This is a genomic window from Rhodococcus sp. 1163 (assembly GCF_002091985.1).
In the GTDB taxonomy this organism is placed as follows: domain Bacteria; phylum Actinomycetota; class Actinomycetes; order Mycobacteriales; family Mycobacteriaceae; genus Rhodococcoides.
The window spans coordinates 185,610-211,568 of sequence record NZ_MKKX01000017.1 but is presented as its reverse complement, the minus strand read 5'-3'; the positions used below and the strand labels follow the sequence as shown (position 1 = coordinate 211,568).

The window sequence follows — 25,959 nt, the reverse complement described above, 5'->3', positions numbered from 1 at the left end:
GTCCAACAGATTGTAGCGATCGAAACTAGAATTCCAAGTTATGGAGTTACGTCAACTGGAATACTTCGTGGCAGTAGCGGAAGAGGCGAACTTCACCCGTGCTGCGGAACGGGTGAAGGTCAGTCAGTCCGGCATCAGTGCCCAAATCCGTGCACTCGAGCGCGAGGTCGGCGCACAACTGATCGATCGCAGCAGCCGTGTCGCGACGCTCACGGTCGCAGGCAAGGCAGCGATCGAACATGCTCGGACCGCCCTGAAATCTGCTGCAGACCTTCAGGTTTCCGTCGACGAGGTCCACTCGCTGGTTCGGGGCCGCGTAAGCGTCGGCATGGTGACTGCGTGCACCGTTACCCCGATGTTCGACGCGCTGGCCGACTTCCACTTCGAGTATCCCGGCGTCGATATCTCATTGGCCGAGGGTAATTCGGACGATCTGATCGCAAAAATACGATCGGGTGCACTCGACCTGGCCCTCGTCGGCACCGCCTCGGCCCCACCCGAGGGGCTCGATTCGTTGGTCATCATTGCCGAAGGACTTGCAGCGTGCGTCCCCCCACAACACCCACTCGCATCCGAGATCACAGTGAGCCTGAGGCAGGCCTCCGCTCATCGAATCGTCTGCCTGCCCACGGGCACCGGAATTAGAGCGGTCTTCGACGACGCCTGCGCAGACCAGGGCATCGTCGCCGACATTGCGTTCGCCGCGAGCGCCCCAGCTGCAGTCGCGGACTTGGCCGCGCGCGGCATGGGCGTCGGGATACTCAGTCGATCTATGGCATCTGCCTTCACCGATCAGTTGATTGCAGTGCCGATATCCGGCCTCACCATCGACGCTGTTCTCGCTCTGGTGTGGTCGGACAGGCCGAGCGCAGCAGTAAAGGAACTGGTCGCCGGCATGCGAAGACGTTTCGCTTAGCTGATGCTGAGCCGCCGGGCCAGCCTCAGTTCAGCGAGGTGATGTGCTCGCGGGCGAACGGGATGCGGTCGTCGAGACGTCCCTGCTGAACCTTGTTGACCCATTCGGGGTCGGACAGTAATGCCCGGCCGACGGCGACGATGTCGAACTCTCCGCGCGCGAACTGCGCGAGCAGTGGGTCGAGGCTGGTTGTTGCGGCGGTGGAATTTTTGCCCCACGCACCGGTGAATACCTGGTCGAGGCCGACCGAACCGACTGTGATGGTCGGCAGTCCGGTGATCGACTTCGTCCAACCGGCAAGTCCGCGTTCGCCTTCCACGCCGGACAGCTCAGGGAAGGCGGGCTCCCAATGACGTCGTGTAGAGGGGTGCAGAACATCGACACCGGCGTCGACCAGCGGAGCGAGGATGCGTTCGAGTTGCTGGGGAGTCTGGGCCAGGCGGGCATCGTAGTGTCCCGATTTCCACTGCGAGAATCGGTAGACGATCGCGAACTCCTGCCCGACGGCAGCGCGAATGGCTGCGACTACCTCGGCAGGGAATCGGGTACGGGCTTCCAGCGAACCGCCGTATCCGTCTTCGCGAGTGTTGGTCTGCTCCCACAGGAACTCATCGAGAAGGTACCCGTGCGCACCGTGGAGTTCGACGCCGTCGAATCCGGTCTCCTTGGCGTTGACCGCGGCATCGACCCAGATCTGCTTCTGCTCTTCCAGATCGGCGTCGGTGAACGCTCGGCCGACCGGCGAGCCGTCGAGAGCGATTCCTGACGGGCTGACGGTGACGACGTCGGGGTTGAACCTCGGCGTCGCGCCTCGTTCGACACCGAGATGCCATAGCTGAGGGATGATCGCGCTGCCCTCGGCGTGTACTGCGTCGACGACGCCTTTCCAGCCTTCGAGGCTTTCGTCGCCGTGGATGTGGGGGACTCGGGAGTCCGGGCCTGCTGCCGGGTCGGGGATCAGCGTGCCCTCGGTGATGATCAGCGAGGTTCCACCTGCGGCCCGCTTGCGGTAGTACTCGGCGACATTTTCGCGGGGCACTCCGCCTGGAGAGAACGCGCGTGTCATCGGTGCCATCGCGAAGCGATTGCGCAACTTCAAGGACTTCACCTCGATGGGGGTGAAGAGTCCGGCTGCGTCGAGGTCGAGGTCGAGGTTGCTCACTGCGGGTTGGGTCACGTAGCGGTCCAACTACTAGGGCGTGGCCGCTATTCCTTCGGGCGGCAATCTGCGACGGGGAGCGTGCTATACCTGGGTGATGAAGGTTACAGGCAAGGTCGCGATCGTCACCGGTGGTGGCGGAGGAATCGGTGGAGCGCTCGCCGAGCGACTGGTCGTAGAAGGTGCCCGTGTGGTCGTGTCCGATCTGAATGCAACCGCTGCTTCGGAGGTCGTCTCCCGTATCGAGCAGACAAGTCCGGGCGCGGCGGTATCTCTCGGCGGGGACGCGTCGGTAGTCGAGGACATCACTGCACTCATTGCGCTCGCCGAGGATACTTTCGGCCCGGTAGACCTTTATTTTGCGAACGCCGGGATCGGCGGCGCACCGGGATTGGAAGCCAGCGAGGCAGACTGGGATCTGTCGATCGACGTCAATCTTCGTGCGCACATCAGAGCTGCGCAGCTCCTGGTGCCCACCTGGATCGAACGCGGTGAGGGATACTTCGTCAGTACCGCTTCCGCTGCAGGGCTGCTCACTCAAATCGGTTCTGCCACATACTCGGTCACCAAACATGCCGCCGTCGGCTTCTCGGAGTGGCTCAATGTTACCTACGGAGATCGTGGCATCCGAGTCAGCTGCCTGTGTCCCATGGGCGTCAACACCAAGCTGTTGTACGAGGGACAGGAGTCCGGAAGTGCCTTGGGTGCTGCCGCGACCAAGGCAGTGTTGGCCGCCGGTGACGTCCTCGAACCGGCCGATGTCGCCGAGATCGTGCTCGCCGCGATGGACGCCGAACAATTCCTGATCCTCCCGCACGCCAACGTGTTGGACATGTACCGCAACAAAGGATCCGATTACGACCGGTGGCTTCGTGGAATGCGCCGCTACCAAACCGCCCTCACGGGCGAAAACAACTGAGGGGAAACACGTGTCGTTCTTCGAAACTACCGACCGGGCCAAGAAGTACGAAACCGACCTGCTCGAGTTCATGGACTCGCACATCTACCCGGCCGAGGCCGTGTACAGCGAACAGATGCGAGAACTCGGCGATCCACACGGTCAACCTCAGATCATCGAGGACCTCAAGAAGGAAGCCCGGTCACGGGGACTCTGGAATCTCTTCCACCCGCACCCCGAATGGGGGCCAGGGCTCACCAACCTCGAATATGCACCGCTCGCCGAAATTATGGGTCGAAGCCTGCTCGCGCCGGAGGCATGCAACTGCAACGCCCCCGACACCGGAAACATGGAGGTCTTGACGCTTTTCGGGACCGAGGAGCACAAGGAAAAGTATCTGAAGCCCTTGCTGGACGGCACAATTCGGTCCGCATTCGCCATGACCGAGCCTGCAGTTGCCAGTTCCGACGCCACCAACATCGAGATGAGCATGGTGGAAGACGGTGACGACTACATCCTCAACGGCCGCAAGTGGTGGACGTCCAACGCGATGCACAAGAACTGCAAGGTGCTCATCGTCATGGGCAAGACCGATCCGAGCGCGGCTACCCACCGTCAGCAGTCGATGTTGGTCGTCCCGATCGATGCTCCCGGCGTCACGGTTGTCCGCAATCTCCCGGTCTTCGGCTACATCGACCGAGAAGGTCACGCCGAGGTCCTCTTCGAGAATGTTCGAGTGCCGTCGAAGGACGTGTTGAAAGGCCCGGGTGAAGGTTTCGCCATCAGCCAGGCGCGTCTCGGGCCCGGTCGCATCCATCACGCGATGCGCACCATCGGCGTGGCCGAGCGTGCACTCGAATTGATGTGTAAGAGAGCGTCGTCGAGAGTGACATTCGGTCAACCCATCGCGACACGCGCCAACATTCAGGACTGGATCGCGGAGTCTCGCATCAATATCGAGATGACGCGGCTACTGACCTTGAAGGCCGCATACCTGATGGACACGGTCGGCAACAAGGAAGCGCGAACCGAAATCGCAGCCATCAAGGTCGCGGCACCGATCATGGCGCTCGAGGTCATCGATCGCGCCATCCAGGTCCACGGCGGCGGCGGCGTCAGCGACGATTTCCCACTCGCCATGATGTACGCCCACATCCGGACGCTGCGACTCGCCGACGGTCCCGACGAGGTGCACAAGATGTCGATCGCGAAGATGGAGTTGCGCAAATACAGGTGAACACATCCGGGTCCTGACACACGAGGGCGGACATACCTCCTCGGGGGTACGTCCGCCCTTGTGCGTCGGGAGTCTAGAAGTGGATGACACCTCGCATGTTCTTGCCGTCGCGTAGATCCTGGTAGCCCTCGTTGACCTGCTCGAGGCTGTACGTCGTGGTGATCAACTCGTCCAGTTTCAGCTGTCCGGCGTCGTAGAGACGCAGAAGTCGAACGATGTCGTACTGCGGATTTGCCGAACCGAACAAGGTGCCCTTGATCGTCTTCTGGTTCAGCGTCAGATCGGTGCCCGAAACATGCACGGTCAGAGCCGAAGGATCTGCAAGGCCGGTGATGACGACGGTTCCGCCTTTGCCGATCGCGGCCGTCGCAGCCTGGACGACCTCTTCGTCGACGGTCCCGACGAGGATCAGCGCTTGATCAGCGCCCTGGCCCCAAGTGAGCTCGGTGAGCTTTTCCTGAGCTGATGCGTAGTCCGCGAAAGCATGTGTGGCACCGAATTTCAGTGCTTGGTTGCGTTTGAATTCGAGCGGGTCGACGACGATGACGTGCTTGGCGCCGGAGTGAACAGCGCCTTGCACGGCGTTGATGCCGAGGCCACCGATGCCGTAGATGATGACCGAATCACCCGCTCGGACCCCGCCTGCATAGACGGCGGTTCCCCAACCGGAGGGGACACCGCAGCCGACGAGCACTGCGATTTCCAACGGCAGCCAGTCGTCGACCTTGACGACCGAATGTTGGGAAATGGTCGCGCGATCGGCGAAGGTGCCTAGCATGCACATGGCGCCGAACTCGGTGCCCTTGCTGTCGCGACGGCGGAAACTGCCGTCGGTCATGCTGCCTTCGAGAATGGTTGCGCCCATGTCGCACAGGCTTTGTCGGCCGGTCGAACAGTAGCGGCAGGTGCCGCAGTTCGGGATGAACGAGCATACGACGTGATCGCCGGGCTTGACCTTGGTGACGCCGGGCCCGACTTCTTCGATGATGCCGGAGCCTTCGTGCCCGCCGACGATCGGGAAACGTGGGGGTAGGTCCCCGTCGAGGAGGTGCAGATCCGAATGGCACAGCCCGGCGGCGACGTACTTGATGAGTACCTCGCCGGGTCCTGGGCCGTCCATGTCGAGTTCGATGATCTCGAACGGCTTGTGAGGCTCGAACAGAACGGCTGCTTTGATCTTCACGAAAATCTCCTACCGGTAGATGGCGCTCGTACACCATCGTGACCTGGATCACGCCCGCCGAGTGTTCAGATATTGGACAACCTTATTCAGCCCACGATGCCGAGGTCTTTCATCCGCTTGTACAGCGTGGTCCGGCTGATCCCCAATTGCTCTGCGGTGGTGCGTTTGTTGCCACCGTGGCGTTCGAGTTCGCGAACGATCGCCTCGCGCATCGCGGCATCGAGGGTCCCCAAGCCGGCGGCAGGTGCTCCCGCCGTCGGCCTGATCAGATCCCGCGCCGTGATGTCGCCGACCGAACGTCTGGCGGCGACCTCGGTCACCTCGGTCCGAAGTTCGGTCAGATTGCCGGGCCAGTCGTAACCCATCAGCGCAGTCATCGCAGCTGCCGTGATGCGGCGGTCGTATCCGCGCGGTACCTGCGCCAGGAAGGTGCGCACGAAGCCGGGGATCTCGTGCTTACGCGTCCGCAGTGGTGACAGTTCTATCGTCGAACTACACGCGGTAAGGAGCTGACGGTGCTCAGCGGACACCGCGGCCCCTGAACTCGAAGACACGGCAAACCACGCGGTCGCGCTCTGGAGCTTCACATAGAGACTTCGCGCGATCGCCGGAGAGAGCAGATGAACATGTTCGATCACTACCGCACCGGCGGAATCGGCGAGTGCGGCACCCACGAGCGTCATCCACTCGTGCGGATCACTGGTCACGAGATCGACGGCGTCGAAGAACTTCGCATTACCGGCCAGCTCGGACAGCACCGTAGTTCGCCCGGAGCCGGGTTCGCCGCTGACACTGACGGTGGCTTCACGCTTCTTCTCGGCGCGGATCAACGGTGCAGCAGGTCTGCTGCACGACCCTTCGCGCAGCGGATCGATCTCGATCACGATGCCCGCACCGGAAGCCGGACGTTCCCATCGCACGGTGGCACGCACCCCCGAACTCAACGTCATCGATCGGACGACGCCTTGGCGGTGGACCGGATCGTCGGTCAGTGCCCGCAAGGCGGCATGATCGACAGCATCGAGAAGTGTGCCCGCGCTGGTGTTCTCCAAGAATATTTCTTCGGCTATCGCGATGGCCGGTGCGCCGCGTCTGCGTGCCGAAGCGCGCTGGAACGCTCCGAAGAGGAGCTGTTCGCTCCACCGGGTTTCCTCGAACAGCCGGTCCTGAATATCCGAGACAGCATTTCCAAGCATCGGCTCGAGCAACGGATTGTCGTCCGGCTCGAGGAAGGTGATGTCGAGTACGCCCTCGATCCGGCGTGTGACGGGGTGGACGATCGGATATCCGTAGCAGCTGAACATCTTCATCGATTCCATGTAATGCTCGTCGCCACGCACCGATACCGGTTTTCTGAGCTCGTGCACCGTCGCGATCGAATTGGTGCCCGAGGTGTTCTCGGTGAAGGTCCGACCCACCACCGCGCCCGTCGACTCCACGAGAGCGCGGACGGCGGCGGTACCGAATCTGATGTCGACGAGCTTGGCGTCGCGGTCGGCGAGGATGACGCAGTACCGACTGCCGCGCAGCACGTTGTCCATACGGTCGAGGACGGGTTCGGCAGCGGAGAGCAAGCGTGAGCGTCGGTCCACGTCGGAGACGCTGAAATCCTCCAACGTGTCCGACGGAGCGAGGCCGCTGAGCCTGGCTCGACTCCACGACTGCGCGATCTGTTCACGAACCAGTTCCACGGTGTTCTCCACTCGGTGCACCCTCACCGAACGGTATCGAAGACTTACGAGGTACCGAGGGCTTCTGCGCAAACTCGGTTCTTCCTGTACACAGCTGGGTTCGCGGGTAGCGTTTTTCTCATGGCATACAGATATCTGGGCAACAGTGGATTCAAAGTTTCCGAGATCACCTACGGAAATTGGCTGACACACGGTTCGCAAGTGGAGAACGACGTCGCCACGAAGTGCGTGCATGCGGCCCTCGACGCGGGCATCACCACCTTCGACACCGCCGACGTCTACGCCAACGGTGCTGCAGAATCGGTACTCGGGGAGGCCCTGAAAGGGGTGCGTCGGGAATCGCTCGAGATCTTCACCAAGGTCTACTTCCCGGTCGGACCGAAAGGCCCCAACGACACCGGATTGTCACGCAAACACATCTTCGAAGGCATCGACGCGTCGTTGCACAGGCTTGGGACCGACTACGTCGACCTCTATCAAGCACATCGGTACGACGTCGAGACCCCGCTCGAGGAGACCATCGCCGCGTTCGGCGACATCGTCCGTCAGGGCAAGGCGCTGTACATAGGCGTCTCGGAGTGGGACGCCGACCAGCTGCGGCGAGGCCAGTCGCTGGCCAGGGAAAACGGATTCTCCATCGTCTCCAATCAGCCTCAGTACTCGGCACTGTGGCGGGTCATAGAGAAAGACGTGGTCCCGACGTCGAAGAAGCTCGGTATCTCGCAGATCGTCTGGTCACCCATCGCGCAGGGCGTGCTGACCGGCAAATACCTGCCCGGGCAGCCGCTGCCGGAAGGCTCGCGAGCGACCGACGACAAGGGTGGAGACAAGATGATCTCCCGCTACCTCGAAGACGAGACGCTCACACGGGTGCAGAAACTCGCGCCCATCGCCGCAGACCTCGGCATCACCATGGCTCAGCTCGCCGTCGCCTGGGTCTTGGCGAACGAGAACGTGGCCGCAGCGTTGGTCGGCGCCTCGAGGCCGGAACAGATCGCAGAGAACGTCAAAGCCTCCGAAGTCGTCCTGGACGCGGAGGTGTTGGGGAAGATCGACGACGCCCTTGCCGGATCCATCGTCACCGATCCGAAACTGACGCGGTCTCCCGACGCCCGCCTCTGACCCGCAGTAAGGTGTCGTTCATGCGCACATTCGGTCGTGGCTCCCGAACGAAAACGCCGCTGCCCCTGGCTCCCTCGAGGATTGTCGTCGTCGGAGGCGGGTTCGGTGGATTTCACGCATTGAGGCGTTTACAGAAACTTCTCGAACCCGAACGAGCGAGCCTGACGCTCGTCGCGCCGACCGACTATCTCCTCTACAGCCCACTCCTCCCCGAGGTCGCGACGGGTGTGCTCGACCCACGTGACATCGCCGTCTCCATCAGACAGACGTTGCGACGCACTCGCACCGTGCTCGGGCATGTGTCCTCGATCGACTTCGGCGATCGCACGCTGAGCGTCGAGGGCAGGGACGGGATCACCGAAATCGAGTGGGACAAGCTGATTCTCTCGCCGGGATCGGTCACCAGACAGTTCGACATACCGGGTGTAGCCGAGAACGCGCACGGGCTCAAGACATTGAGCGAGGCAACGTTCATCCGCAACCATGTCCTCGCGCAACTCGATGCCGCCGATTCATTGCCCGATACTCCGGCCGGTCGCGCAGAGCGGATCGAGCGGCTCACCGTCGTGGCTGTCGGCGCGGGGTACACGGGCACGGAATTCGTTGCACAGATGCAGAACTGGGTCAAAGGAATAGCGACCCGATGGGCGAGCATCGACCCGAGTGATGTGCGATGGCTTCTCGTCGACCTGGCGCCAGCGGTTCTACCGGAGCTGGGGGACGAGCTCGGCAAGGAAGCGATGGATGTGTTGACCGCACGGGGGGTCGAGATCCGTCTCGAGGTGTCGGTAGCGTCGGCCACTGCAACCTCGGTGACGTTGACCGACGGAACCGTCGTGCCGTCGAGGACCCTCGTGTGGGGCGCGGGAGTCGCGCCGAGTCCGCTGATCGCCAAGCTGGAGCTGCCGACCGAGAAGGGTCGCCTCGTGGTGGAACCCGACATGACGGTTCCTGGAGTACCGAACGTCTGGGCCATCGGCGACGCGGCTGCGGTGCCCGATCTCGCGTTGGACGCGTCGAAACCCACACCGCCGACCGCTCAACATGCGCAGCGGCAGGGGGTGCGGGTTGCGAAGAATGTGGCGGCAAGCCTCGGCGTCGGAGAATCGAAGCCGTATTTCCACAAGGATCTCGGACTCGTCGCAGATTTGGGCGGATTCGACGGTGTTGCAAAACCTTTGGGCATTCCACTGAAGGGGCCGGTCGCGAAGTTCGTCGCCCGCAGCTATCACCTGTACGCGTTGCCGACTGCCGCGGCGAGAGTTCGAGTTGCCACCGATTGGCTCTATTCGACGGTTCTGCCGACTCGGGTGGTCAACCTCGACCAAGTGCGCGCCGAGGACGCACTGATCGCGAAAGCGCAGGGCCAGTAGCTCGCGAAAGCGCAGGGCCAGTAGCTCGAACGGCCTTGTACGCACCCGAAAGTGCGCACAAGGCCGCTGAAGGTCGTTCCGAACTTTACTTCAGATGGTGTACTTCCTGCAGGCCGAAGGTCGGGGTGTCGATGCCCTCGTAGCGCGCCTTGATCTGCAGTGCCAGGTACAGCGAATAGTGCCGTGACTGATGGAGATTGCCGCCATGGAACCACAGGTTCTTCTGCTGCGTCGGCTTCCACATGTTGCGCTGCTCTCCCTCCCACGGGCCAGGATCCTTGGTGGTGTCCGAGCCGAGGCCCCAGCACTTGCCGACCTTGTCCGCGGTCTCCTGATCGATCAGGTCGGTGACCCAGCCGTTCATCGACCCGTAGCCGGTGGCGTAGACGATGAGGTCTGCGGGCAGTTCTTTGCCGTCGGCCAGTACGACACCGGTCTTGCTGATCCGATCGACCTGTCCGGCAACAAGTTTGATCTTTCCGTCAGCGACGAGTTCCGAGGCGCCGACATCGATGTAATATCCCGAACCCCGGCGTAGGTACTTCATGAACAACCCTGAGCCGTCGTCGCCGAAATCGTGCTGGAAGCCGGCCTTCTCCAGTCGATCGTAGAAGTCCTTGTCCTTCTCCGCGATCTGCTGGTACACCGGGATCTGGAACTCGTGCATGATCCGGTACGGCAAGGAGGCGAACGTCAGATCGGCTTTCTGCGTCGTCATCCCGGACTCGACGGCACGCTCGGAATACAGGTCACCGAGCGCGATCTCGCACAATGAATCGGACTTGACGATGTGCGTGGACGATCGCTGCAGCATCGTCACATCGACGCCTGTTTCGTACAGTGCCTTGCAGATGTCGTGCGCTGAATTGTTCGATCCGACGACGACGACCTTCTTGCCGACATACGCGTCGGGACCAGGGTGTTCGCTCGAATGGTGCTGCTCGCCCTCGAACTCGTCCATTCCTGGGAAGTTCGGGACGTTCTTCTTACCGGACATTCCGGTGGCCATCACCAACTGCTTGGGCCGCAGGATCACTTCCTCGCCGTCGCGATCGAGGACGACGGTCCATTCTTCGGCGGTCTCGTCGTAAGTCGCGGACTTCGCGGTGGTCCGGCTCCAGTACGGAACCTCCATGACCTTGGTGTACATCTCGAGCCAATCGCCGATCTTGTCCTTCGGGGCGAAGACCGGCCAGTTGGCTGGGAACGGCAAGTACGGCAGGTGGTCGTACCAGACCGGATCGTGCAGGCACAGGGACTTGTAGCGTCCGCGCCACTGATCCCCGGGGCGGTTCGCGCGATCGACGACGATCGCGGGGACACCCATTTGGCGGAATCGTGCACCGAGCGCGATCCCGCCCTGGCCACCGCCGACGATCAATGCGTACGGCTGCACCGTGTAACCGAGTTCCTTCTCCTCGATCTCCTTCTTCTCCGCCCAGTTCTGGGTGTCGGCGTTGGACCCGTGCACCGCGCCCTTGATCCGGGTGTGGCCCTGGCGCTCCTCGTAGCCTTTGAGTTCCTGCATCGTGGTGAGCAGCGTCCAGGCAGTGTCCTCCCCGGTCTCCGGATCGCTCTTCAATCGCAAATGCCCCTTGCCGCGGCTGGTCGCGGTCTCGAACTCGATCCACGCCGAAGTGACACCGTCGGCCTCGTCGGGCGCCTCGATCGTCCGAAAATTCGACGGGTCGGTGTCGTCGAGACGGTCTTGGAGCATGCCCGCGATGCCGTCACGGCCTTCGACGGTATTCAGGTTCCACGTGAACGTGACCAGGTCTCGCCAGAAGCTGTCGACCGCGAACTTGGCAGTGACCCGCTCTATGTCCCGGGCCGTCAGTGCTGCCTCGAAGTCGGCCAACCAGGCGTCGACGCGTTCCTGCGGGCTCTGAAACCGTGTTGCTTCTACCGGCTCGATGGTCTGGGTCATGCCAACTCCCTTGTTGCTCGTGTGCGTGCTCTGTGAGCCAGCACACACCTTCGGTGCGCATTGGTCGAGAGTTGCAATGGGTTGCACGCGGCAGAGCTCGAGAGGGCTGAACGTTTCTCCAGGTCGTGCTCGGTGACTCAGGCGAGCATCTCGTTCAGGTCGGCCCACAGTTGGGTTCGGGCTTCGGTAGTGATCGTCAGGGAGGGAATGGTCAGGAAGCCGTGGAAGATGCCATCGTAGCGGCGATGGGTGGTAGTCACTCCGGCAGCGCGGAGTTGTTCTGCGTAGGCGGTGCCTTCGTGATCGAGTGGATCGCATCCGGCGGTGATGACGATGGCAGGCGGCAGGCCTGCGAGTGTGTCGGCTCGGGTGGGGGAGATGTGGTGGGGGTTGTCGGCAACGTGAACGCCGCCGGGTGCGTATTGCTGCCAGTACCACTGCATCGCGTTCCGAGTGTTGAAGTAGCCCTCGGCGTATTTCAGGTACGAGGGGGTGTCGAAGTCGTCGTCGATCACCGGGTAGATCAGAACTTGACCGGCGATCGCGGGCCAAGTGCTGTCGCGGTCCATCAGGGCGGTCACTGCCGCCAAGTTTCCGCCTGCACTGTCTCCGGCGACAACGACCCGATCGAGGTCGGCGTTCAGCTCTCCGGCGTGCACGCGAACCCACTCGAGTGCCGCATGTACGTCCATGGCCGCAGCCGGCGCAGGATTTTCGGGAGCCAATCGGTAGTCGACCGAGACAATCACTGCGTCAACAGCATTGGCCATGGCTCGGCATAGTTCATCGTGGGTGTCGAGGTCGCAGAACACGAAGCCGCCGCCGTGTGCGAAGACGACGACGGGCCGCGTCGTTGCTGCAGGCGTGGTGCTCGAGAACGGTTGGTAGATGCGTAGCGGGAGCGGGCCGCCGGGGCCATCGATGGCTGTATTGGCCACCGAGCCAACGGGTTCCGGGTTCGGAGCAATCTGCTTGCGGGCCAGTACCGCGGCGCGCGCGTCGGCGCCCGTCATCTGCTCCACACGTGGAAATCCGGTGTTCAGAATGTCGAGCAAGGTTTGGACCTCGTCGGTGAGACGCATGATGCTCCGTTTCTCGGGGTACCTTTCAGCGGGTCGAGTGGGGGAATTCGGTGAGCGCGAGTTCAGTGGTGGTGGGACAGCGCGTGAATCGTCTCGGTCAGGGCCACGCCCAACTCCTCGCATCTGTCCGGAGTGAGGCGGGATGCGGGGCCGCTGATCACTATCGCACCCATCGGCGTTCCCGCGGCATCGAGTATCGCTGCACCGATGCTGTTCGACCCTTCGAGAACTGCACCTGCGCTCGAGGCCCAACCCCGTTGGCGTATCTGCTCGTATTCTGCCGTTGTCAGGAGCTTTTCGGGATTCTGGGCTCGCGCCATACGCTGCACCGGGTTCAAGTGGGCGAGGATCGCTCGGCCGGCGGAGCTCGTTTCGAATGGGTGCAGCTGCCCGACCGGCAGGGCGGTCCGAACCACCTGCATGCCCTCTGCGACGTCGGCCACGACGAGGTTGGTGTTGGTGAGCAGCGCGAGATGGACCGTCTCGCGGGTCGCATCACGCAGCGGTCCGAGGAGTTGGCGTGCCTGTCCTTGCAGGGATGAAGACTGGCGGGCCCGTCCGGAGACGACGATCGGCTTGGCGCCGAGCTCCCACTGGGGTGAGGAACCAGGGGCGGGTTGGATCCAGCCGGCCTCGTGCAGCGTGGCAAGTGTCCGCTGAAGTGCGCTTTTGTCTTCGCCTGTGGCCGTGCACAGTGCGGTGAGGCCGATCGGCTGTTGGGCAGCGATCGCCTCGAGTATCTCGAGGCCGCGGGTCAGACTGCGGATCGTCTTGACTGTGATTTGAATCCCACCTATCCTTCACCTGAAAGTGATACCCAGTATCGCTAGACGATACCACAGTGTTTTCAGCCACAGTGTTGCCAACGACAGTGTCGACCATCCGAGCCGTTGGGTCGTGAATGGCCCCTCGGGGCCGGCCATGGCCGGGTCGATGGACATTCGACTCGAATCGACAAGGAGCCATCGATGGGATTCATCCCGACCGCGGATCGCCTGATGCCCGAACTCACCCCAGCAGAAGAGATCGTCATGCTGGCTCGCACCCTGTGGGCCGAAGGCTACTGCGACCACCTCGCGGGACACATCACTTACGCGGTCGGCGACGGCACTCTGCTCTGCAACCCATGGCTACTGACCTGGGAAGAATTCGGTCCCGAGGATGTGCTCCGCATCGACATGGACGGAAATCTGATCGAGGGCAACTGGCCGGTACCGCTGGGAATCCCGCTGCACCTCGCCCTGCACAAGGCGCGCCCGGACGTCACGTTCGCGCTGCACAATCACTCGGAGTACGGGACCGTCTGGGCCGATCTCAAAGAGATTCCGCCGATGCACGATCAGAGTTCGAGCCTGGGCGGAGGCGAGCTCGTCCTCGTCGACGAGTACGACGGTGGAGTGGACAACATGACCGCGGCCGCGGCTGCGATCCAGGGCGTCGGCGATGCGGATGTCGCACTCCTCGGTGGCCACGGTGTGTTCGTTCTCGGCAGCACCGCCCGTGCGATCTACCTTCGCGCGGTGAGTCTCGAGATTCGCTGCAAGAATGCGTGGCTGACACGCGTCGCGGGTGGACCAGCGAAGACCTCGCTGCCCGACTGGTGGGTCAGCAACCAGGCTCGTAGCGACGGAAACGGCTACCACGGTTTCTGGGAGGCAGCTGTTCGTGCGGCGTTGCGGACCGAGCCCGAGCTGCTGGGGAAGATTGCGTCGGTGTCGGAGTGACGACTGCGCCCGCGAGCGCAGTCGTAGTACTGGTGCCGGATCAGTGGGGAATCGAAGCCTTCGATGGCCTGCCCGGAATCGAACCGATTCTCTGGGACTTGTCGGGCCCGCGTCCCGCCGGGGCCGACCGGGCCCAGGTCCTGGTCAGCCGCGGAGTAGATCCAGAGTTCGCAGCGCAGATGCACACCGAACTGCCGAACCTACGGATGGTTCAGCTGTTCAGCGCCGGACGAGATGGTTGGACCGGCATCGTCCCGGCGGGTGTTGTGATTTCCGGAGCGGATCGGGCACATGGCGGTCCGGTCGCGGAATGGGTTGTGGCGCAACTGCTCAACCACTACCGCGACCTGGCGGGTTACCGCGCGAAGCAGAGTGCGCAGTTGTGGGAACGGCATCCCACCGGCACGCTTGCCGGTAAACGAGTACTCGTCCTCGGAGCCGGCGACATCGGGTCGAATGTCCAACAGCGAACTGTGCCGTTCGGCGCCGACGTGATGTTGGCGGCTCGCAGCGCGCGAGAGGGCGTCGTCGATCTCGTGCAAGCGCGGGAGATGCTGCCCGAGCAGGATGTCGTCGTCCTGGCGCTCCCACTCACACCGGACACCCACCACGTGGTCGACGCGTCGTTCCTGGCGGCAATGCGCCCCAGGAGTGTGCTGGTCAACGCGGGCCGAGGACCACTCGTCGACACCGATGCACTGCTCGCCGCGCTCGAGGAACGACGGATCCACGCCATCCTCGACGTCACCGACCCGGAACCACTGCCGTCCGGGCATCCGCTGTGGACCGCTCCGGGTGTGGTGATCACGCCGCACAGTGCGGCCATAACCGATGACACTGCCAACCGCTGCTGGGACGCCATCGTCCGAAACGTCAGCGAATTCGTAACTCGGTAAATGTTGTCCGAACTCCAAATTCAGTGTGAAGTTCTCTACGAGAGGAACGCCGTGAAGGTTCGAAAGCAAGGTACGGCAAAGGTTCTGGGGGCGTCCGCCGCCGCACTCATGTTGTTGTCGGCATGTGGTGGTGGGGCTACCGGGGGCAGTGCGTCCAACTCGTCGGGCGAGATCGACCGGGACGCGGTCCTGCGGGTGACCACCGCAGCCCCTTCTCGAAACCTCGACCCACATCTACAGGCCAGCTACAGCGGGGTCAGCTATATGACACCGATTTTCGATCGCTTGACGATGATCGACGGCGACGACAACGTGGTGCCCGGCCTCGCCGCATCGTGGGAATTCGCTCCGGACGGTTCCTACTTGGAGCTCGCTCTTCGCGACGACGTCACGTTCAACGACGGCACGCCGTTCGACGCGGCGGCAGTGGCCGCGAACATTCAGCGCGGAAAGACCTTGCCCGGCAGCACCGTAGTGAAGCCGCTCAGTGACATCACCACGGTCGACGTCGTCGATCCCACCACGGTGCGCCTCAACCTCGCTCCCGGTTCCGGCGTGGAATTGCCGAGTGTGTTCGGCACCAATGTGGGAATGATGATCAGTCCCAAGACGATCGAAGCCGGCACCGACATTCAGAACGATCCCGGCAAATCAGGTTCCGGCCCGTACGTCGTCACCGCGTACATCCCTCAGGAGTCGCTGACTCTGGCACGCGCGGACGAAGACTACTGGGACGAGAAGGCCGGCCGTCTGAAGGGTATCGAGATCGTCGGAATGCCCGACGCGTCCACACGGCTCAACGGTGTACGTACCGGTGCAACCGATCTGACGTGGGTCAGCTCGGCGAACGAGATCGTGGAAGCACAGAGCCTCGCCAAGCAGAGCGCTCTCGGTGTCGAAGAAGTCGAGTTCCGAAACGTCCTCGGCTTGATGATGCGTGCGCAGGGTGACATGACCGACCCGGCCGTTCGACGGGCAGCGGCGCGGGCGATCGATCCGGCAGCCATCAGTGCGCTGTTTTCCGATACCTGCACCCCGTACCAGCAGATGTACCCGGAGAGCAGCTGGTCTACGGACGGCTCCTACGAGTACCCCTACACCTACGACGAGGCCGAGGCCAAGAAGCTTGCCGGCGGATCGCCGACGATTGCTCTCACTTTCGCTGCAGGCACGAACACCGAGAAGCCTGCCAACGTGATCCAGTCGCAGCTCTCGCAGGTGGGATTCGACGCGACGCTGAACCCGGCCCCGATCACCCAGACGGAGCCGCGTTTCATCGCCGGGGATTTCGAGGCGATGGTCACCAACAGCTTCAGCCCGAAGATCGACCCGGAGGAGACGGTGGAAACCTACATCACCGGTGCCTACGGCTTCGGTAACGGCAACGCCGAGATCGCCGCGAAGGCAAAGCAGGCTGCTGATCCGACACTGGCACAGGATGATCGCGCCGCGCTGTACAAGGAAATCTGGGCCATGGTGTTGGACGAAGCACTGTTCGTTCCGATCTGCCACCAGACGAACGCGACCATCTACTCCGACAAGGTCGTCGACGCGGAAAACATGCCGTGGGCGAACACCGGCACCTTCGATATCCGCACGGTGGCAATGGTCGAGTAACACCCGACTCACCCCCAAGTCCGAGTTTTTCGACCCGAGAGGCAAGCCATGTTGCGATACGGAGGCCAGCGGCTGCTGGCCGCAGTGCCGCTGCTGCTGATAGTGCCGTTTCTGATTTTCGTGCTGATCGACCTCACTCCGGGAGATCCCGCCGTCGTACTCGCCGGTGAGAACCCCACTCCCGAGCGGTTGGCGGCGATTCGCGAGAATCTGCGACTCGACGACAATGTGTTCGTTCGCTACGTGGACTGGGTCGGTGGGGTACTTCACGGCGACCTGGGCATGTCGTTCCTGTCGAATCAGTCGGTCACCGAGCTGATCAGTCGCCGGATGGCCACCACGATGTCGCTGGTTCTGTTCGCGATGGTCATCGCGGTGCTGGTCGGCGGGCTTCTCGGCATCGTGGCGGCCATCCGGCCGGGCGGAGTGATCGATCGAGCGGTCAACGTGGTGGCATCCATTGCCATCGCAATCCCCGCATTCTGGTTCGGGCTGGTCCTGGTCTCTCTGTTCGCAGTGAGCAACCAGATCTTTCCCGCGTTCGGCTACGTACCGTTGTCCGAGGGCGTGGTCCCGTGGCTGCAACACCTGGTGTTACCGGGCATAGCGTTGGCGCTACTGCCCGCCGCCGAAGTGACGTTGCAGCTGCGGTCCGCGCTCGGCAAGGTGCTCGAGAGCGATTACATTCTCAACGCCGAGGCCCGCGGGTTGTCCAAGACCAGCGTGATGTTCAAGCATGCACTCAAGAACGCATGCATCCCCGTGGTCACCGTTCTGGGCTTCCGAGTCTCCGAGGTGCTCGGCGGCGCCGTGACCATCGAGATCATCTACGGCATGCCGGGATTGGGCAGCCTGGCCGTCGACAGCGTGCAGAACCATGACATCCCGGTGCTGTTGGGCTTCGTCCTGTTCACCACGATCGTGGTGGTGCTGGTGAACCTTCTGGTGGACATCTCCTACGGCTACTTCAACCCGAAAGTTCGCTCATGACAACGCAGTCAGACGAAGAGTCGAAGACCGCGCCACGGAAAACCGGTGGTGTGCTCAGCGGGATGCGCCGACGGCCCGCTGCCCTGATCGCTCTGGTGTTCGTAGTTGCCCTGGCATTGATGGCCATCTTCGCGCCATGGATCGCCCCCTACGACCCGTACGCGCAGGACCTACTCGACAGGCTCTCGCCACCGAGCGCGGAGCACTGGCTCGGCACCGATGACTACGGCCGGGATGCGTTGAGCCGATTGATCTTCGGAGCGCGGATCTCATTGACTGCCGCACTGCAGGCGGTGGGTCTTGCATTGGTGCTCGGCCTGCCGTTGGGTGTGATCGCCGGCTACGTCGGCGGATGGATCAACACCGTGCTGACCAGAATCATGGATGCGCTGATGAGTGCCCCCGCCCTGGTACTGGCCATCACAATCGTGGCAGTACTCGGCTCCGGAATCACCAACGCGATGGTTGCCGTCGGATTGGTCATGACACCGCGGTTCTTCCGTGTCGCGAGGGCTTCCACGATGGACGTGTGTCATGAGACGTACATCGAATCCGCTGTGGCACTGGGATGTCGGCCGATCCGCGTGATCGTGCGGCACGTCCTGCCGAATGTGATGCCGCCGGTGGTGCTGGTGATCTCGGTATCTCTCGGTTCGGCCGTTGCCGCGGAGGCTTCGTTGAGCTTCTTGGGTCTCGGCGCGAAGGCGCCGGCTGCGAGCTGGGGTTCCATGCTCAGCACCGCGGCATCGAATATGCAGCTCGCCCCGTATCTAGTGTGGCCGCCCGGGGTCATGATCTTCCTGGCAGTACTTGCTTTCACCTACCTCGGTGACGGTGTGCGACGAGCGATGGTGAGGAGCCGAAGTGGTAGCGAAGATGCTTGACAAGAACTCGATGGAAAGCTCTGCCCGGAAAGACTCACCGCTCCTGCAGGTCCAGGACCTGACGGTGCAATTCCCCGCGGGCCGCGGCAAGTGGCTGACCGCGGTGGACGGAGTCTCGTTCGACCTCGCAGCCGGTGAATCCGTCGCTCTGGTCGGTGAATCCGGTTCGGGTAAGACCGTGACCTCGCTGGCCCTGATGGGGCTGACCGGCAGAACCGGGGGCAGGCTTGCGCCGGGCTCCAAAGTGGTGTTCGACGGCCAGGATTTGACCGCGGCACCCGACCGCGTCTGGCGGGACCTGCGTGGCGGCGGAATGGGAATGATCTTCCAGCAGCCGATTCGTAGCCTCAATCCCGCGTTCACCGTCGGTGACCAGATCGCCGAGTCGGTCCGCCGACACCTCGGACTGGGACGCAAGGCCGCGATGGCGAAGGCCGTCGAAATGTTGGAATTGGTCCAGATTCCCAGGGCTGCAGACAGAGTCGACGAGTACCCCCATGCGTTCAGTGGCGGCATGTGCCAGCGGGTCATGATCGCGATGGTGATGGCCAGCAAACCACGAATGCTCATCGCCGACGAGCCGACCACCGCACTGGATGTGACGGTGCAGGCGACAATCCTGTCCTTGCTTCGGGATCTGCAGGAGCAGACGGGCGTTGCGATGCTGTTCGTCAGCCACGACCTCGCCGTCGTCGCCGAACTCTGCCAGAAGGTAATCGTCATGTACGCCGGCGAGAGCGCCGAAGAGGGCACGATCGACGACGTATTCTTCCGGCCGGCTCACCCGTACACCTCGGGTCTGCTTGCCTCCATCCCGCAGCCGAACTCCGGCACACGGCGTCGACTCTCCGCCATTCCCGGTGGCATTCCCGCCGCCGCGGACTGGCCGTCGGGTTGCCGGTTCTTCGATCGCTGCGAGTCTGCAAAGCCCGGCCTGTGCGATGCGGTGCATCCGCCGATGACTCAGGTGGACGGCACCAGCCATGCGCGCTGCGTGCGCGCCTCCGAACTAACACTTGCCGGGGTGACGATCTGATGAGCCTTCTCGAAGTATCGAACGTGTCCAAGACCTTCGACTCGGGCCGAAACTGGTGGGGCCGGCCGAAACCGGGCGCCCCCTCGGTCAGTGACGTCAGTTTCACGCTCGAGGCCGGTGAATGTCTGGCCGTCGTCGGGGAATCCGGCGCGGGCAAGTCGACGGTCGGGCGCATCGTGCTGCGGTTGATCGAACCCGACACCGGCACGATCATTTTCGACGGTGAAGATGTGCGCGCTGCCAAACCGGCAGCACTGCGTCAGATGCGACGTGGAATGCAGATGATCTTCCAGGATCCCCACAGTTGCCTGAACCCGCGGATGACCATCGGGGAAGCTGTGGCCGAGCCGTTGGTCGTGCACACCGATCTCGATCGGACCGCGCGTGCGAAGGCCGTGCGCGAGCTGCTGAGCAAGGTGCACATCGGCTCTCGCTACCTGGACCGCTACCCATCGGAGCTGTCCGGCGGGCAGCTCCAGCGCGTCGCGATCGCCAGGGCACTGACGCTGAGCCCGAAGATGATCGTCTGCGACGAACCGGTGGCGGCATTGGACGTCTCGGTGCGCGCGCAGGTACTCAACCTGCTGCGCGACCTGCAGGACGAACTGGGCTTGGCCTACCTGTTCATCGGCCACGACCTCGCTCTGATCGAAGTGATCGCCGACCGGGTACTGGTGATGGCTGCAGGCAAAATCGTGGAGTCGGGCGTGGTGGCGGACGTCTTCGCGAATCCGCAGGAGCAATACACCCGCACGCTGCTCGACGCGATCCCCGTCCCGATCCCTCGACTGGCCAGGACCGTCGAAACCAGTTGATTTCTTATTTTGATTTTCACCCTATCGAAAGCTGTGAGGCATGGATTTCCAGTTGGACGCAGACCAGAAGCGCTGGCTCGAGGAGGTACGCGCGTTCCTCGCCGAGAATGTCACCCCCGCACTGCGCGCCGAGATGGCAGAGCACGACATCGAGTTTCTCGGTGGCGAGGTCACCGCGTTCCGTAAGAAGATCGGCGACAAAGGCTGGTTCGGGCTGAACTGGCCCAAGGAGTTCGGCGGGCTAGGGCTGGGCGCGGTGTACCAGCATCTTCTGGTCAGCGAGTTCGAGTACTGGGGTGTGCCCGGGCCGGACCTCACCGTCACCTCGGTAGCGCCGATGATCATGCGAAATGGCACCGCTCGCAACCGGGAAGAGTTCCTGCCGCCGATCGCGCGCGGTGAGATGACCTGTGCGGTCGGCTATTCCGAGCCCGACGCCGGTACCGACCTCGCCAGCCTGCGGACCACCGCGGTGCTCGACGGTGACGAGTGGGTGATCAACGGATCCAAGATCTGGAACAGCATGGCGCAGCGCGTCACCCACGAGTGGCTGTGCGTGCGCACCGACAAGGATGTGCCCAAGCACAAGGGCATCTCGGTGATCATCGTGCCCATCGACGCACCCGGCATCACCATCCGTCCGATCATGGCGTGGTCGGATTACCGCACCAACGAGACGTTCTTCGACAACGTCAGGGTGCCGGTGACCAACCTGATCGGTGAAGTCGACCAGGGCTGGCGCTACATCATCGGCGCGCTGGATCTCGAGCGAGGTGCCCTGACCAACGTCGGCGACCTGCGTCGCTCGGTGGACGAGCTCATCGGCCTGGCCAAGGACGAGCGCGCGGACGGTCTTCGCCCGATCGACGACCCGGCGCTCCGTCGCAAGATCGCACAGCTCGACGCCGAGGTGGAGGCTGCCCGGCTGATGGGCTTCGAGGCCTCGTCGCTGCTCGAGGACGGCATCATTCCGTCGGTACTGGTCAGCGCCGAGAAGATCTACTCGAGTGAGCTGCGCCAGCGCATCGCCGACGTCGGTACCCAGGTACTGGGCATGGCGGGTGTTCTCGCGATCGGTACCGAGGGTGCCCCGCTCGATGGAAAGTTCGAACGGCTCTACCGCGCCGCACCGCTGCTGCGGTTCGGTGCAGGCGCCAACGAAGTGCTCAGAGACGTCATCGCCCAGCGTGGGCACGGCTTGCCGCGCGGCGGACGATGACCATGAGCTGCGTAGACGAGATCAAGAGGAGAAAGTCATGAGACTCGTTCCCACGGAGGAGCAGTCGGAATTGCGAGCGGTTCTCCGTTCGCTGTTCGTCAAGGAGTGCACGCCCGATCTGGTGCGTAAGTGGAAAGCTGCCGGTTCCGAATCGTCCGGGACAGTGTTCCCGGACTCGCTCTGGCGCGCACTGACCGAGATGGGCGTGTTCGGTTTGGCGCTCGAAGAGGAGCTCGGCGGGGCGGGTGCCACGCTCAACGAGCTCGGCATCTTCTACTCCGAGGCCGGACGGGCACTGTGCCCGTCCATCATCTACAGCACGCTGGCGTTCGGCATCGCGCTGGACCGACTGGCCGGTCAGGAGATGCGCGAGCAGTACCTTCCGCGTGTCGCGGCGGGCGAACTTCGGGCCGGGGTAGCCCTCTGGGACGCCGCCGACGCCCACAATGTGAAGCCCACCCTGACGGCGACGCGCGCAGACGGAGGCTGGTCGCTCAGCGGACTCCTGCCGTTCGTGGAGAACGCCGAGCTGGCCGAACTTCTGCTCGTGACGGCCACCTCGACCGTGTTCGCGGAGCCGAACCGAATGCTCGGCTTGCTCGTCGAGCCCGGCGGGCAGGGATGGACGAGCACGTGGCAGCCGACCATCGCAGGTGAGCACCAGTACCGCGTCGAGCTCGACGAGCTCTTCGTGCCGGACGAGCGGGTTCTCGCCGGCAATGCCGGGCCGGCGCTCGTCGACGTGCGGTGGGTGGCAGACGTGGTCACCGCTTTGCAGTGCGTGGAAATGTCCGGCGGCGGCGCTGCCGTGCTGGAGCGGACCGTGGATTACGTGCGTACCCGCGAGCAGTTCGGACGCCCGATCGGCATCTTCCAGGCGGTCCAGCACATCGTGGCCGACATTCACATCGCACTCGAGGCTTCGCGACTGTCCGCAGATTCGGCAGTCTGGTGGCTCGCACGCGGCGAGCAGGCCGGCCGCAACGTGGCGATTGCCAAGATGCACGCCAGCGAGGCCTACAAGTGGGCAACGCTCAACGCACACCAGGTCCACGGCGGAATGGGGTACGTCCGAGAGACGGACCTGCATCTGTGGTCCGAGCGGGCCAAAGTATCCGAGATCCGTGGCGGTACGGCAGACGTGGCCGCGCGCTGGCTAGAGGAGGAGATCGGCCTTGTCCATTGAGCCGCAAGCACTTTCCGGACTCCGTGTCATCGACCTGTCTCGGTGGGTGGCGGGTGAGTACGCGAGCAAGCTGTTCGCAGACTTCGGCGCAGAGGTCATCAAGATCGAACGGCCCGGCGAAGGCAGCCTGACGCGTCGATGGGGACCTTTCCCCGGTGATGTTCCGGACCCCGAGGCCAGCGCGCTGTTCCTGCACCTGAACACCAACAAGCAGTCGGTGGCACTCGATCTACACGACCCCGCCGATGTGGAGGTCCTGCTCACCTTGATCGAGACCGCCGACGCGGTGGTCGAGTCGTTCCGTCCGGGGCATCTCGAGAGCCTCGGTATCGGTCCCGACGTGCTGCGCGCGCGGAACCCACGGCTGGTGGTGACCCGCATCAGTGCCTTCGGCCAGGACGGGCCCAACCGGGACCGCGAGGCCACCGGGCTCGTTCTGCAGGCAGCCGGCGGCCCGATGAACGCGACGGGCGCGGCCGACCGTGCTCCGCTGCGCAAGCCGGGTCTGCTCGAGCACTACACGATCGGGCGTTCGGCGGGTGAGGCCACGATGGCCGGCATCTTCCATGCCCGACGCACAGGTTCGGGTTCGGTGATCGATGTGTCCGGGCAGGAAGTGTTGCTCGCTGGGGCAGACCGTCGCGCGTCGTACCTGCTCTCGGCGTCCTACTCGGGAATGGTGGCGCCGCGAGGGGTCCGTAGCCCGCATCGGCATGGGGCGACCTTCACCGGGCCGTTCCGCACCAACGACGGCTTCGTGATGATCTACGTGACCAACCAGGTGTTCTGGAACCGGCTGATCGACCTCGCCGGCGCCGACGACCCGGAGTTCCACGAGCGCTTCCACAACATGCCGACCGTGAGCGGCCAGGACCGCGAGGACTTCATGGCGTACATCGAGGCCTGGTGCCTGGCGAACGACAAGATGGACCTGATGGAGCGCTGTGAGGAGGCTCGTATCCCGGTCACCGCCTTCATGGAGGTCTCGGAGCTGCTGGCACACGAGCACTTCCGCGGCCGCGGGGCGTTCACCGAGGTGGAGCATCCCGTCGCGGGAACCCTGACCTATACGGGCGCACCGTGGCGGATGCGCGGCGGTCATGCGATCAAAACGGCCGCGCCGCTGCTCGATCAGCACGGTGCACGGATTCGGGAGCAGAACGAGCAGAAGGCGAGCCTGGCATGAGCTATCCACTCGAAGGGATCCGCGTTGTCGATCTGACGGTCGTATGGTCCGGGCCGGGTGCGACGGCACTGCTGGGTGACCTCGGTGCCGAGGTGATTCGGCTCGAGGGCAACAACCGCGCCAGCAGGCAGGTGTCCGCGAAGACGACCAAGGAACTCATCGCCTCCACCGGCTACCACGGCGGCACGTACCCGGACAAGGACCCGGGTGAACGACCGTACGAGCGGACCGCGCTCTTCAATTGGCACTCAAGGAACAAGCTGGCCGCGTGCGCGAACTTGGAGACCGAAGAAGGCCATGCCGCCGCTATCGAGCTGCTCGAGATCAGTGATGTGCTGGTGGAGAACAACTCCAACGGCACGCTCGAGAAGCTGGGGCTGGGCCACGAGGCGCTGCTGGCGATCAACCCACGCCTGGTCGTGGTACGGATGCCGCCGATGGGAATGAGCGGACCCATGAGCGACTATCTCGGTTACGGGCCGAACTTCAACTCGCTCGTCGGCATCGCAGCAATGGACGGGTACGAGGGCGAAGAGCCCGATTCGGCAGGCGAGAACTACCACATGGACGAGGCGGCCCCCGCGGGCGTCGCGTTCGCGGTGATGGCAGCGCTGTGGGATCGCGAACGCACCGGGCTCGGCGGCTTGGTCGAGTTCCCACAGGCGGAAGCGGTCATGGCCGACATCGGCGAGTTCGTGCTCGACTGCCAGATGAACGCTCGCAACCCGCAGGTGCTCGGAAACACCGATCTGCACATGCTGCAGGACGTGTTCCTCTCGGCCGACGAGGACCGTTGGGTCGCCGTGTCGGTGCGCGACGACCGAGATTGGATCGTGATGGCAGCACTCGTAGACCCCGAAGGACTGGCGGGGATGGGCGAGACCGCCGCGCTGCGCGCGGAGAACTCCGCCGCAATCCGGGCAGTGCTGGCAGGTTGGTGCCAAAAGCGGTCGGCTGAGCAGATCGTTCGAGAATTGCAGGACGTCGACGTGCCTGCCGGCGAGGTGATGAGCGAAACTCGGTTGCTCGAGGATCCGCACCTGGCAGCACGCGGCTGGTTCCAGGAGCGCAGCCACCCGTCGGTGGGCACGCACCGCTACCCCGGCCACCCGTGGCGAGCAGAGGGTTTCGACCTGGCATTCGGCCGGGCGGTTCCGGGCTTCGGTGAGGACAACGAGTACCTCTACAAGGAGTTGCTCGGTTACTCCGCTGAGCAGTACGCCGACCAGGTGGCTCGTGGCTTGATCACCGACCACCAGATTGCCTGACAGACAGATGCATTCGAATTCAACACAGTTAGGCGGGCAACCGATGCCAGAAACAGCAGAGTCGTTGATCCCGGACGAGGTCGCGGCCCGGATTGGAACGGTCGTAGCGACCGCGAAAGGTGCTGTCGTTCAGCGTGATTGGCAGCGTTGGGCCGTGTCCGTCCGCGAGGACAACCCGCTGTACTTCGACGGGGACTACGCACGTGAACACGGCTACGCAGACGTCATCTGCCCGCCGCTCTACGTGCAGTACTCGATCCTCGGCGTCACCCCGATCGACACCCTGCGCGTCGACGGCTCCTCCGGTGCCGCATCCGGGAACCTGACGTTTCCCAAGTGCCCCAAGCGGATGGCGGGCGGCGAGAGCACCACGTTCCTGCGCCCCTCCTACGACGGCGACGTGATCACCTCGGTGCGCACAGTCGAGTCGATCGTGGAGAAGCAAGGCCGCTCAGGACGTTTCGTGCTGGTGACGTGGAAGACCACGTACACCAATCAGCGCCGCGAACTGGTCGCCGAAGCAACGACATCGATGATCGCGCGGCCATGA

The 25,959-nt window shown here is 63.4% G+C and carries 23 protein-coding genes and 1 pseudogene; 17 read left to right on the top strand and 7 right to left on the bottom strand.

The window, feature by feature from the left end; genetic code table 11:
- Positions 1 to 40: 40 nt before the first annotated feature.
- A complete protein-coding gene (locus BJD99_RS04450) occupies positions 41 to 916 on the top strand; it encodes a LysR family transcriptional regulator (protein ID WP_084345591.1) in 876 nt (291 codons plus the stop codon).
- A 25-nt stretch (positions 917 to 941) separates the two neighbouring features.
- Here BJD99_RS04450 and BJD99_RS04445 read toward each other — a convergent pair whose 3' ends face one another.
- Positions 942 to 2,093: an NADH:flavin oxidoreductase gene (locus BJD99_RS04445; RefSeq protein ID WP_256895484.1), complete on the bottom strand. Its 1,152-nt coding sequence runs from the start codon at positions 2,091 to 2,093 to the stop codon at positions 942 to 944.
- Between the two features lie 79 nt (positions 2,094 to 2,172).
- Between BJD99_RS04445 and BJD99_RS04440 the strand changes: the two genes are divergently transcribed.
- Both BJD99_RS04440 and BJD99_RS04435 read left to right on the top strand, forming a co-directional pair.
- Complete coding sequence (locus BJD99_RS04440) at positions 2,173 to 2,994, top strand: SDR family oxidoreductase (RefSeq protein ID WP_084345896.1); 822 nt, start codon at positions 2,173 to 2,175, stop codon at positions 2,992 to 2,994.
- A gap of 70 nt (positions 2,995 to 3,064) precedes the next feature.
- Positions 3,065 to 4,210, top strand: a complete 1,146-nt coding sequence (locus BJD99_RS04435; protein WP_373270517.1) for an acyl-CoA dehydrogenase family protein — start codon at positions 3,065 to 3,067, stop codon at positions 4,208 to 4,210.
- Positions 4,211 to 4,283: 73 nt separating this feature from the next.
- Here the strand turns inward: BJD99_RS04435 and BJD99_RS04430 are convergent, their stop codons facing one another.
- Both BJD99_RS04430 and BJD99_RS04425 read right to left on the bottom strand, forming a co-directional pair.
- Positions 4,284 to 5,393 (bottom strand): NDMA-dependent alcohol dehydrogenase, encoded by a 1,110-nt coding sequence (locus BJD99_RS04430; RefSeq protein ID WP_084345589.1) that lies wholly within the window; start codon positions 5,391 to 5,393, stop codon positions 4,284 to 4,286.
- Between the two features lie 86 nt (positions 5,394 to 5,479).
- The gene (locus tag BJD99_RS04425; RefSeq protein ID WP_256895483.1) at positions 5,480 to 7,096 is read right to left on the bottom strand and encodes a sigma-54-dependent Fis family transcriptional regulator; all 1,617 of its coding nucleotides are present in this window, start codon (positions 7,094 to 7,096) and stop codon (positions 5,480 to 5,482) included.
- A gap of 108 nt (positions 7,097 to 7,204) precedes the next feature.
- Between BJD99_RS04425 and BJD99_RS04420 the strand changes: the two genes are divergently transcribed.
- Together BJD99_RS04420 and BJD99_RS04415 are read left to right on the top strand one after the other, a co-directional pair.
- Positions 7,205 to 8,206: an aldo/keto reductase family protein gene (locus BJD99_RS04420; protein ID WP_084345588.1), complete on the top strand. Its 1,002-nt coding sequence runs from the start codon at positions 7,205 to 7,207 to the stop codon at positions 8,204 to 8,206.
- A 20-nt stretch (positions 8,207 to 8,226) separates the two neighbouring features.
- Positions 8,227 to 9,579, top strand: coding sequence for an NAD(P)/FAD-dependent oxidoreductase (locus tag BJD99_RS04415; protein WP_218775705.1), 1,353 nt, complete (start codon positions 8,227 to 8,229; stop codon positions 9,577 to 9,579).
- A gap of 85 nt (positions 9,580 to 9,664) precedes the next feature.
- Here BJD99_RS04415 and BJD99_RS04410 read toward each other — a convergent pair whose 3' ends face one another.
- The 4 genes and pseudogenes from BJD99_RS04410 to BJD99_RS21210 all read right to left on the bottom strand — a co-directional run.
- The gene (locus tag BJD99_RS04410) at positions 9,665 to 11,506 is read right to left on the bottom strand and encodes an NAD(P)-binding domain-containing protein (protein ID WP_084345587.1); all 1,842 of its coding nucleotides are present in this window, start codon (positions 11,504 to 11,506) and stop codon (positions 9,665 to 9,667) included.
- A gap of 137 nt (positions 11,507 to 11,643) precedes the next feature.
- Positions 11,644 to 12,588, bottom strand: a complete 945-nt coding sequence (locus BJD99_RS04405; protein ID WP_084345586.1) for an alpha/beta hydrolase — start codon at positions 12,586 to 12,588, stop codon at positions 11,644 to 11,646.
- 62 nt (positions 12,589 to 12,650) lie between these two features.
- Positions 12,651 to 13,031, bottom strand: a complete 381-nt coding sequence (locus BJD99_RS21215; RefSeq protein WP_256895482.1) for an IclR family transcriptional regulator C-terminal domain-containing protein — start codon at positions 13,029 to 13,031, stop codon at positions 12,651 to 12,653.
- A gap of 186 nt (positions 13,032 to 13,217) precedes the next feature.
- Positions 13,218 to 13,346, bottom strand: a pseudogene (locus BJD99_RS21210) (helix-turn-helix domain-containing protein); the annotation flags it as partial.
- Between the two features lie 210 nt (positions 13,347 to 13,556).
- Here BJD99_RS21210 and BJD99_RS04395 point away from each other — a divergent pair.
- Genes BJD99_RS04395 through BJD99_RS04340 form a run of 12 tightly spaced genes read left to right on the top strand, consistent with a single transcriptional unit; the run spans position 13,557 to position 25,959 of the window.
- Positions 13,557 to 14,312, top strand: coding sequence for a class II aldolase/adducin family protein (locus BJD99_RS04395; RefSeq protein ID WP_084345584.1), 756 nt, complete (start codon positions 13,557 to 13,559; stop codon positions 14,310 to 14,312).
- Positions 14,309 to 15,208, top strand: a complete 900-nt coding sequence (locus BJD99_RS04390; RefSeq protein ID WP_084345583.1) for an NAD(P)-dependent oxidoreductase — start codon at positions 14,309 to 14,311, stop codon at positions 15,206 to 15,208. Before BJD99_RS04395 ends, BJD99_RS04390 begins: the two co-directional genes overlap by 4 nt.
- Positions 15,209 to 15,259: 51 nt before the next feature.
- Positions 15,260 to 16,825: an ABC transporter substrate-binding protein gene (locus BJD99_RS04385; protein WP_256895481.1), complete on the top strand. Its 1,566-nt coding sequence runs from the start codon at positions 15,260 to 15,262 to the stop codon at positions 16,823 to 16,825.
- A 48-nt stretch (positions 16,826 to 16,873) separates the two neighbouring features.
- The gene (locus BJD99_RS04380; protein ID WP_084345581.1) at positions 16,874 to 17,815 is read left to right on the top strand and encodes an ABC transporter permease; all 942 of its coding nucleotides are present in this window, start codon (positions 16,874 to 16,876) and stop codon (positions 17,813 to 17,815) included.
- On the top strand, positions 17,812 to 18,699 hold the full coding sequence (locus BJD99_RS04375; protein WP_084345580.1) for an ABC transporter permease: 888 nt from the start codon (positions 17,812 to 17,814) through the stop codon (positions 18,697 to 18,699). Before BJD99_RS04380 ends, BJD99_RS04375 begins: the two co-directional genes overlap by 4 nt.
- Complete coding sequence (locus BJD99_RS04370; RefSeq protein WP_084345579.1) at positions 18,692 to 19,735, top strand: ABC transporter ATP-binding protein; 1,044 nt, start codon at positions 18,692 to 18,694, stop codon at positions 19,733 to 19,735. The genes BJD99_RS04375 and BJD99_RS04370 overlap by 8 nt, the downstream gene beginning before the upstream one ends.
- Positions 19,735 to 20,550: an ATP-binding cassette domain-containing protein gene (locus tag BJD99_RS04365; protein WP_084345578.1), complete on the top strand. Its 816-nt coding sequence runs from the start codon at positions 19,735 to 19,737 to the stop codon at positions 20,548 to 20,550. Before BJD99_RS04370 ends, BJD99_RS04365 begins: the two co-directional genes overlap by 1 nt.
- Positions 20,551 to 20,590: 40 nt before the next feature.
- Positions 20,591 to 21,769 (top strand): acyl-CoA dehydrogenase family protein, encoded by a 1,179-nt coding sequence (locus tag BJD99_RS04360; protein ID WP_084345577.1) that lies wholly within the window; start codon positions 20,591 to 20,593, stop codon positions 21,767 to 21,769.
- Between the two features lie 37 nt (positions 21,770 to 21,806).
- Positions 21,807 to 22,955: an acyl-CoA dehydrogenase family protein gene (locus BJD99_RS04355; protein WP_143542047.1), complete on the top strand. Its 1,149-nt coding sequence runs from the start codon at positions 21,807 to 21,809 to the stop codon at positions 22,953 to 22,955.
- Entirely contained in the window at positions 22,945 to 24,141 is a 1,197-nt protein-coding gene (locus BJD99_RS04350) for a CaiB/BaiF CoA-transferase family protein (protein ID WP_084345575.1), read from the top strand. The genes BJD99_RS04355 and BJD99_RS04350 overlap by 11 nt, the downstream gene beginning before the upstream one ends.
- Positions 24,138 to 25,409 carry a CaiB/BaiF CoA-transferase family protein gene (locus BJD99_RS04345; protein ID WP_084345574.1) on the top strand — a complete coding sequence of 424 codons (1,272 nt, stop codon included), beginning with the start codon at positions 24,138 to 24,140 and terminating at the stop codon, positions 25,407 to 25,409. The genes BJD99_RS04350 and BJD99_RS04345 overlap by 4 nt, the downstream gene beginning before the upstream one ends.
- A 43-nt stretch (positions 25,410 to 25,452) precedes the next feature.
- Positions 25,453 to 25,959 (top strand): MaoC family dehydratase N-terminal domain-containing protein, encoded by a 507-nt coding sequence (locus tag BJD99_RS04340; RefSeq protein ID WP_084345573.1) that lies wholly within the window; start codon positions 25,453 to 25,455, stop codon positions 25,957 to 25,959.

Bases quoted from the DNA above. Each gene is read 5' to 3' on its own strand.
- BJD99_RS04365 (WP_084345578.1), top strand. From the start codon at position 19,735: ATGAGCCTTCTCGAAGTATCGAACGTGTCCAAGACCTTCGACTCGGGC.
- BJD99_RS04405 (WP_084345586.1), bottom strand. From the start codon at position 12,588: ATGCGTCTCACCGACGAGGTCCAAACCTTGCTCGACATTCTGAACACC.
- BJD99_RS04440 (WP_084345896.1), top strand. From the start codon at position 2,173: ATGAAGGTTACAGGCAAGGTCGCGATCGTCACCGGTGGTGGCGGAGGA.
- BJD99_RS04380 (WP_084345581.1), top strand. From the start codon at position 16,874: ATGTTGCGATACGGAGGCCAGCGGCTGCTGGCCGCAGTGCCGCTGCTG.
- BJD99_RS04415 (WP_218775705.1), top strand. From the start codon at position 8,227: ATGCGCACATTCGGTCGTGGCTCCCGAACGAAAACGCCGCTGCCCCTG.
- BJD99_RS04360 (WP_084345577.1), top strand. From the start codon at position 20,591: ATGGATTTCCAGTTGGACGCAGACCAGAAGCGCTGGCTCGAGGAGGTA.
- BJD99_RS04355 (WP_143542047.1), top strand. From the start codon at position 21,807: ATGAGACTCGTTCCCACGGAGGAGCAGTCGGAATTGCGAGCGGTTCTC.
- BJD99_RS04340 (WP_084345573.1), top strand. From the start codon at position 25,453: ATGCCAGAAACAGCAGAGTCGTTGATCCCGGACGAGGTCGCGGCCCGG.
- BJD99_RS04395 (WP_084345584.1), top strand. From the start codon at position 13,557: ATGGGATTCATCCCGACCGCGGATCGCCTGATGCCCGAACTCACCCCA.
- BJD99_RS04435 (WP_373270517.1), top strand. From the start codon at position 3,065: ATGGACTCGCACATCTACCCGGCCGAGGCCGTGTACAGCGAACAGATG.
- BJD99_RS04370 (WP_084345579.1), top strand. From the start codon at position 18,692: ATGCTTGACAAGAACTCGATGGAAAGCTCTGCCCGGAAAGACTCACCG.
- BJD99_RS04410 (WP_084345587.1), bottom strand. From the start codon at position 11,506: ATGACCCAGACCATCGAGCCGGTAGAAGCAACACGGTTTCAGAGCCCG.
- BJD99_RS04345 (WP_084345574.1), top strand. From the start codon at position 24,138: ATGAGCTATCCACTCGAAGGGATCCGCGTTGTCGATCTGACGGTCGTA.
- BJD99_RS04450 (WP_084345591.1), top strand. From the start codon at position 41: ATGGAGTTACGTCAACTGGAATACTTCGTGGCAGTAGCGGAAGAGGCG.
- BJD99_RS04420 (WP_084345588.1), top strand. From the start codon at position 7,205: ATGGCATACAGATATCTGGGCAACAGTGGATTCAAAGTTTCCGAGATC.
- BJD99_RS04375 (WP_084345580.1), top strand. From the start codon at position 17,812: ATGACAACGCAGTCAGACGAAGAGTCGAAGACCGCGCCACGGAAAACC.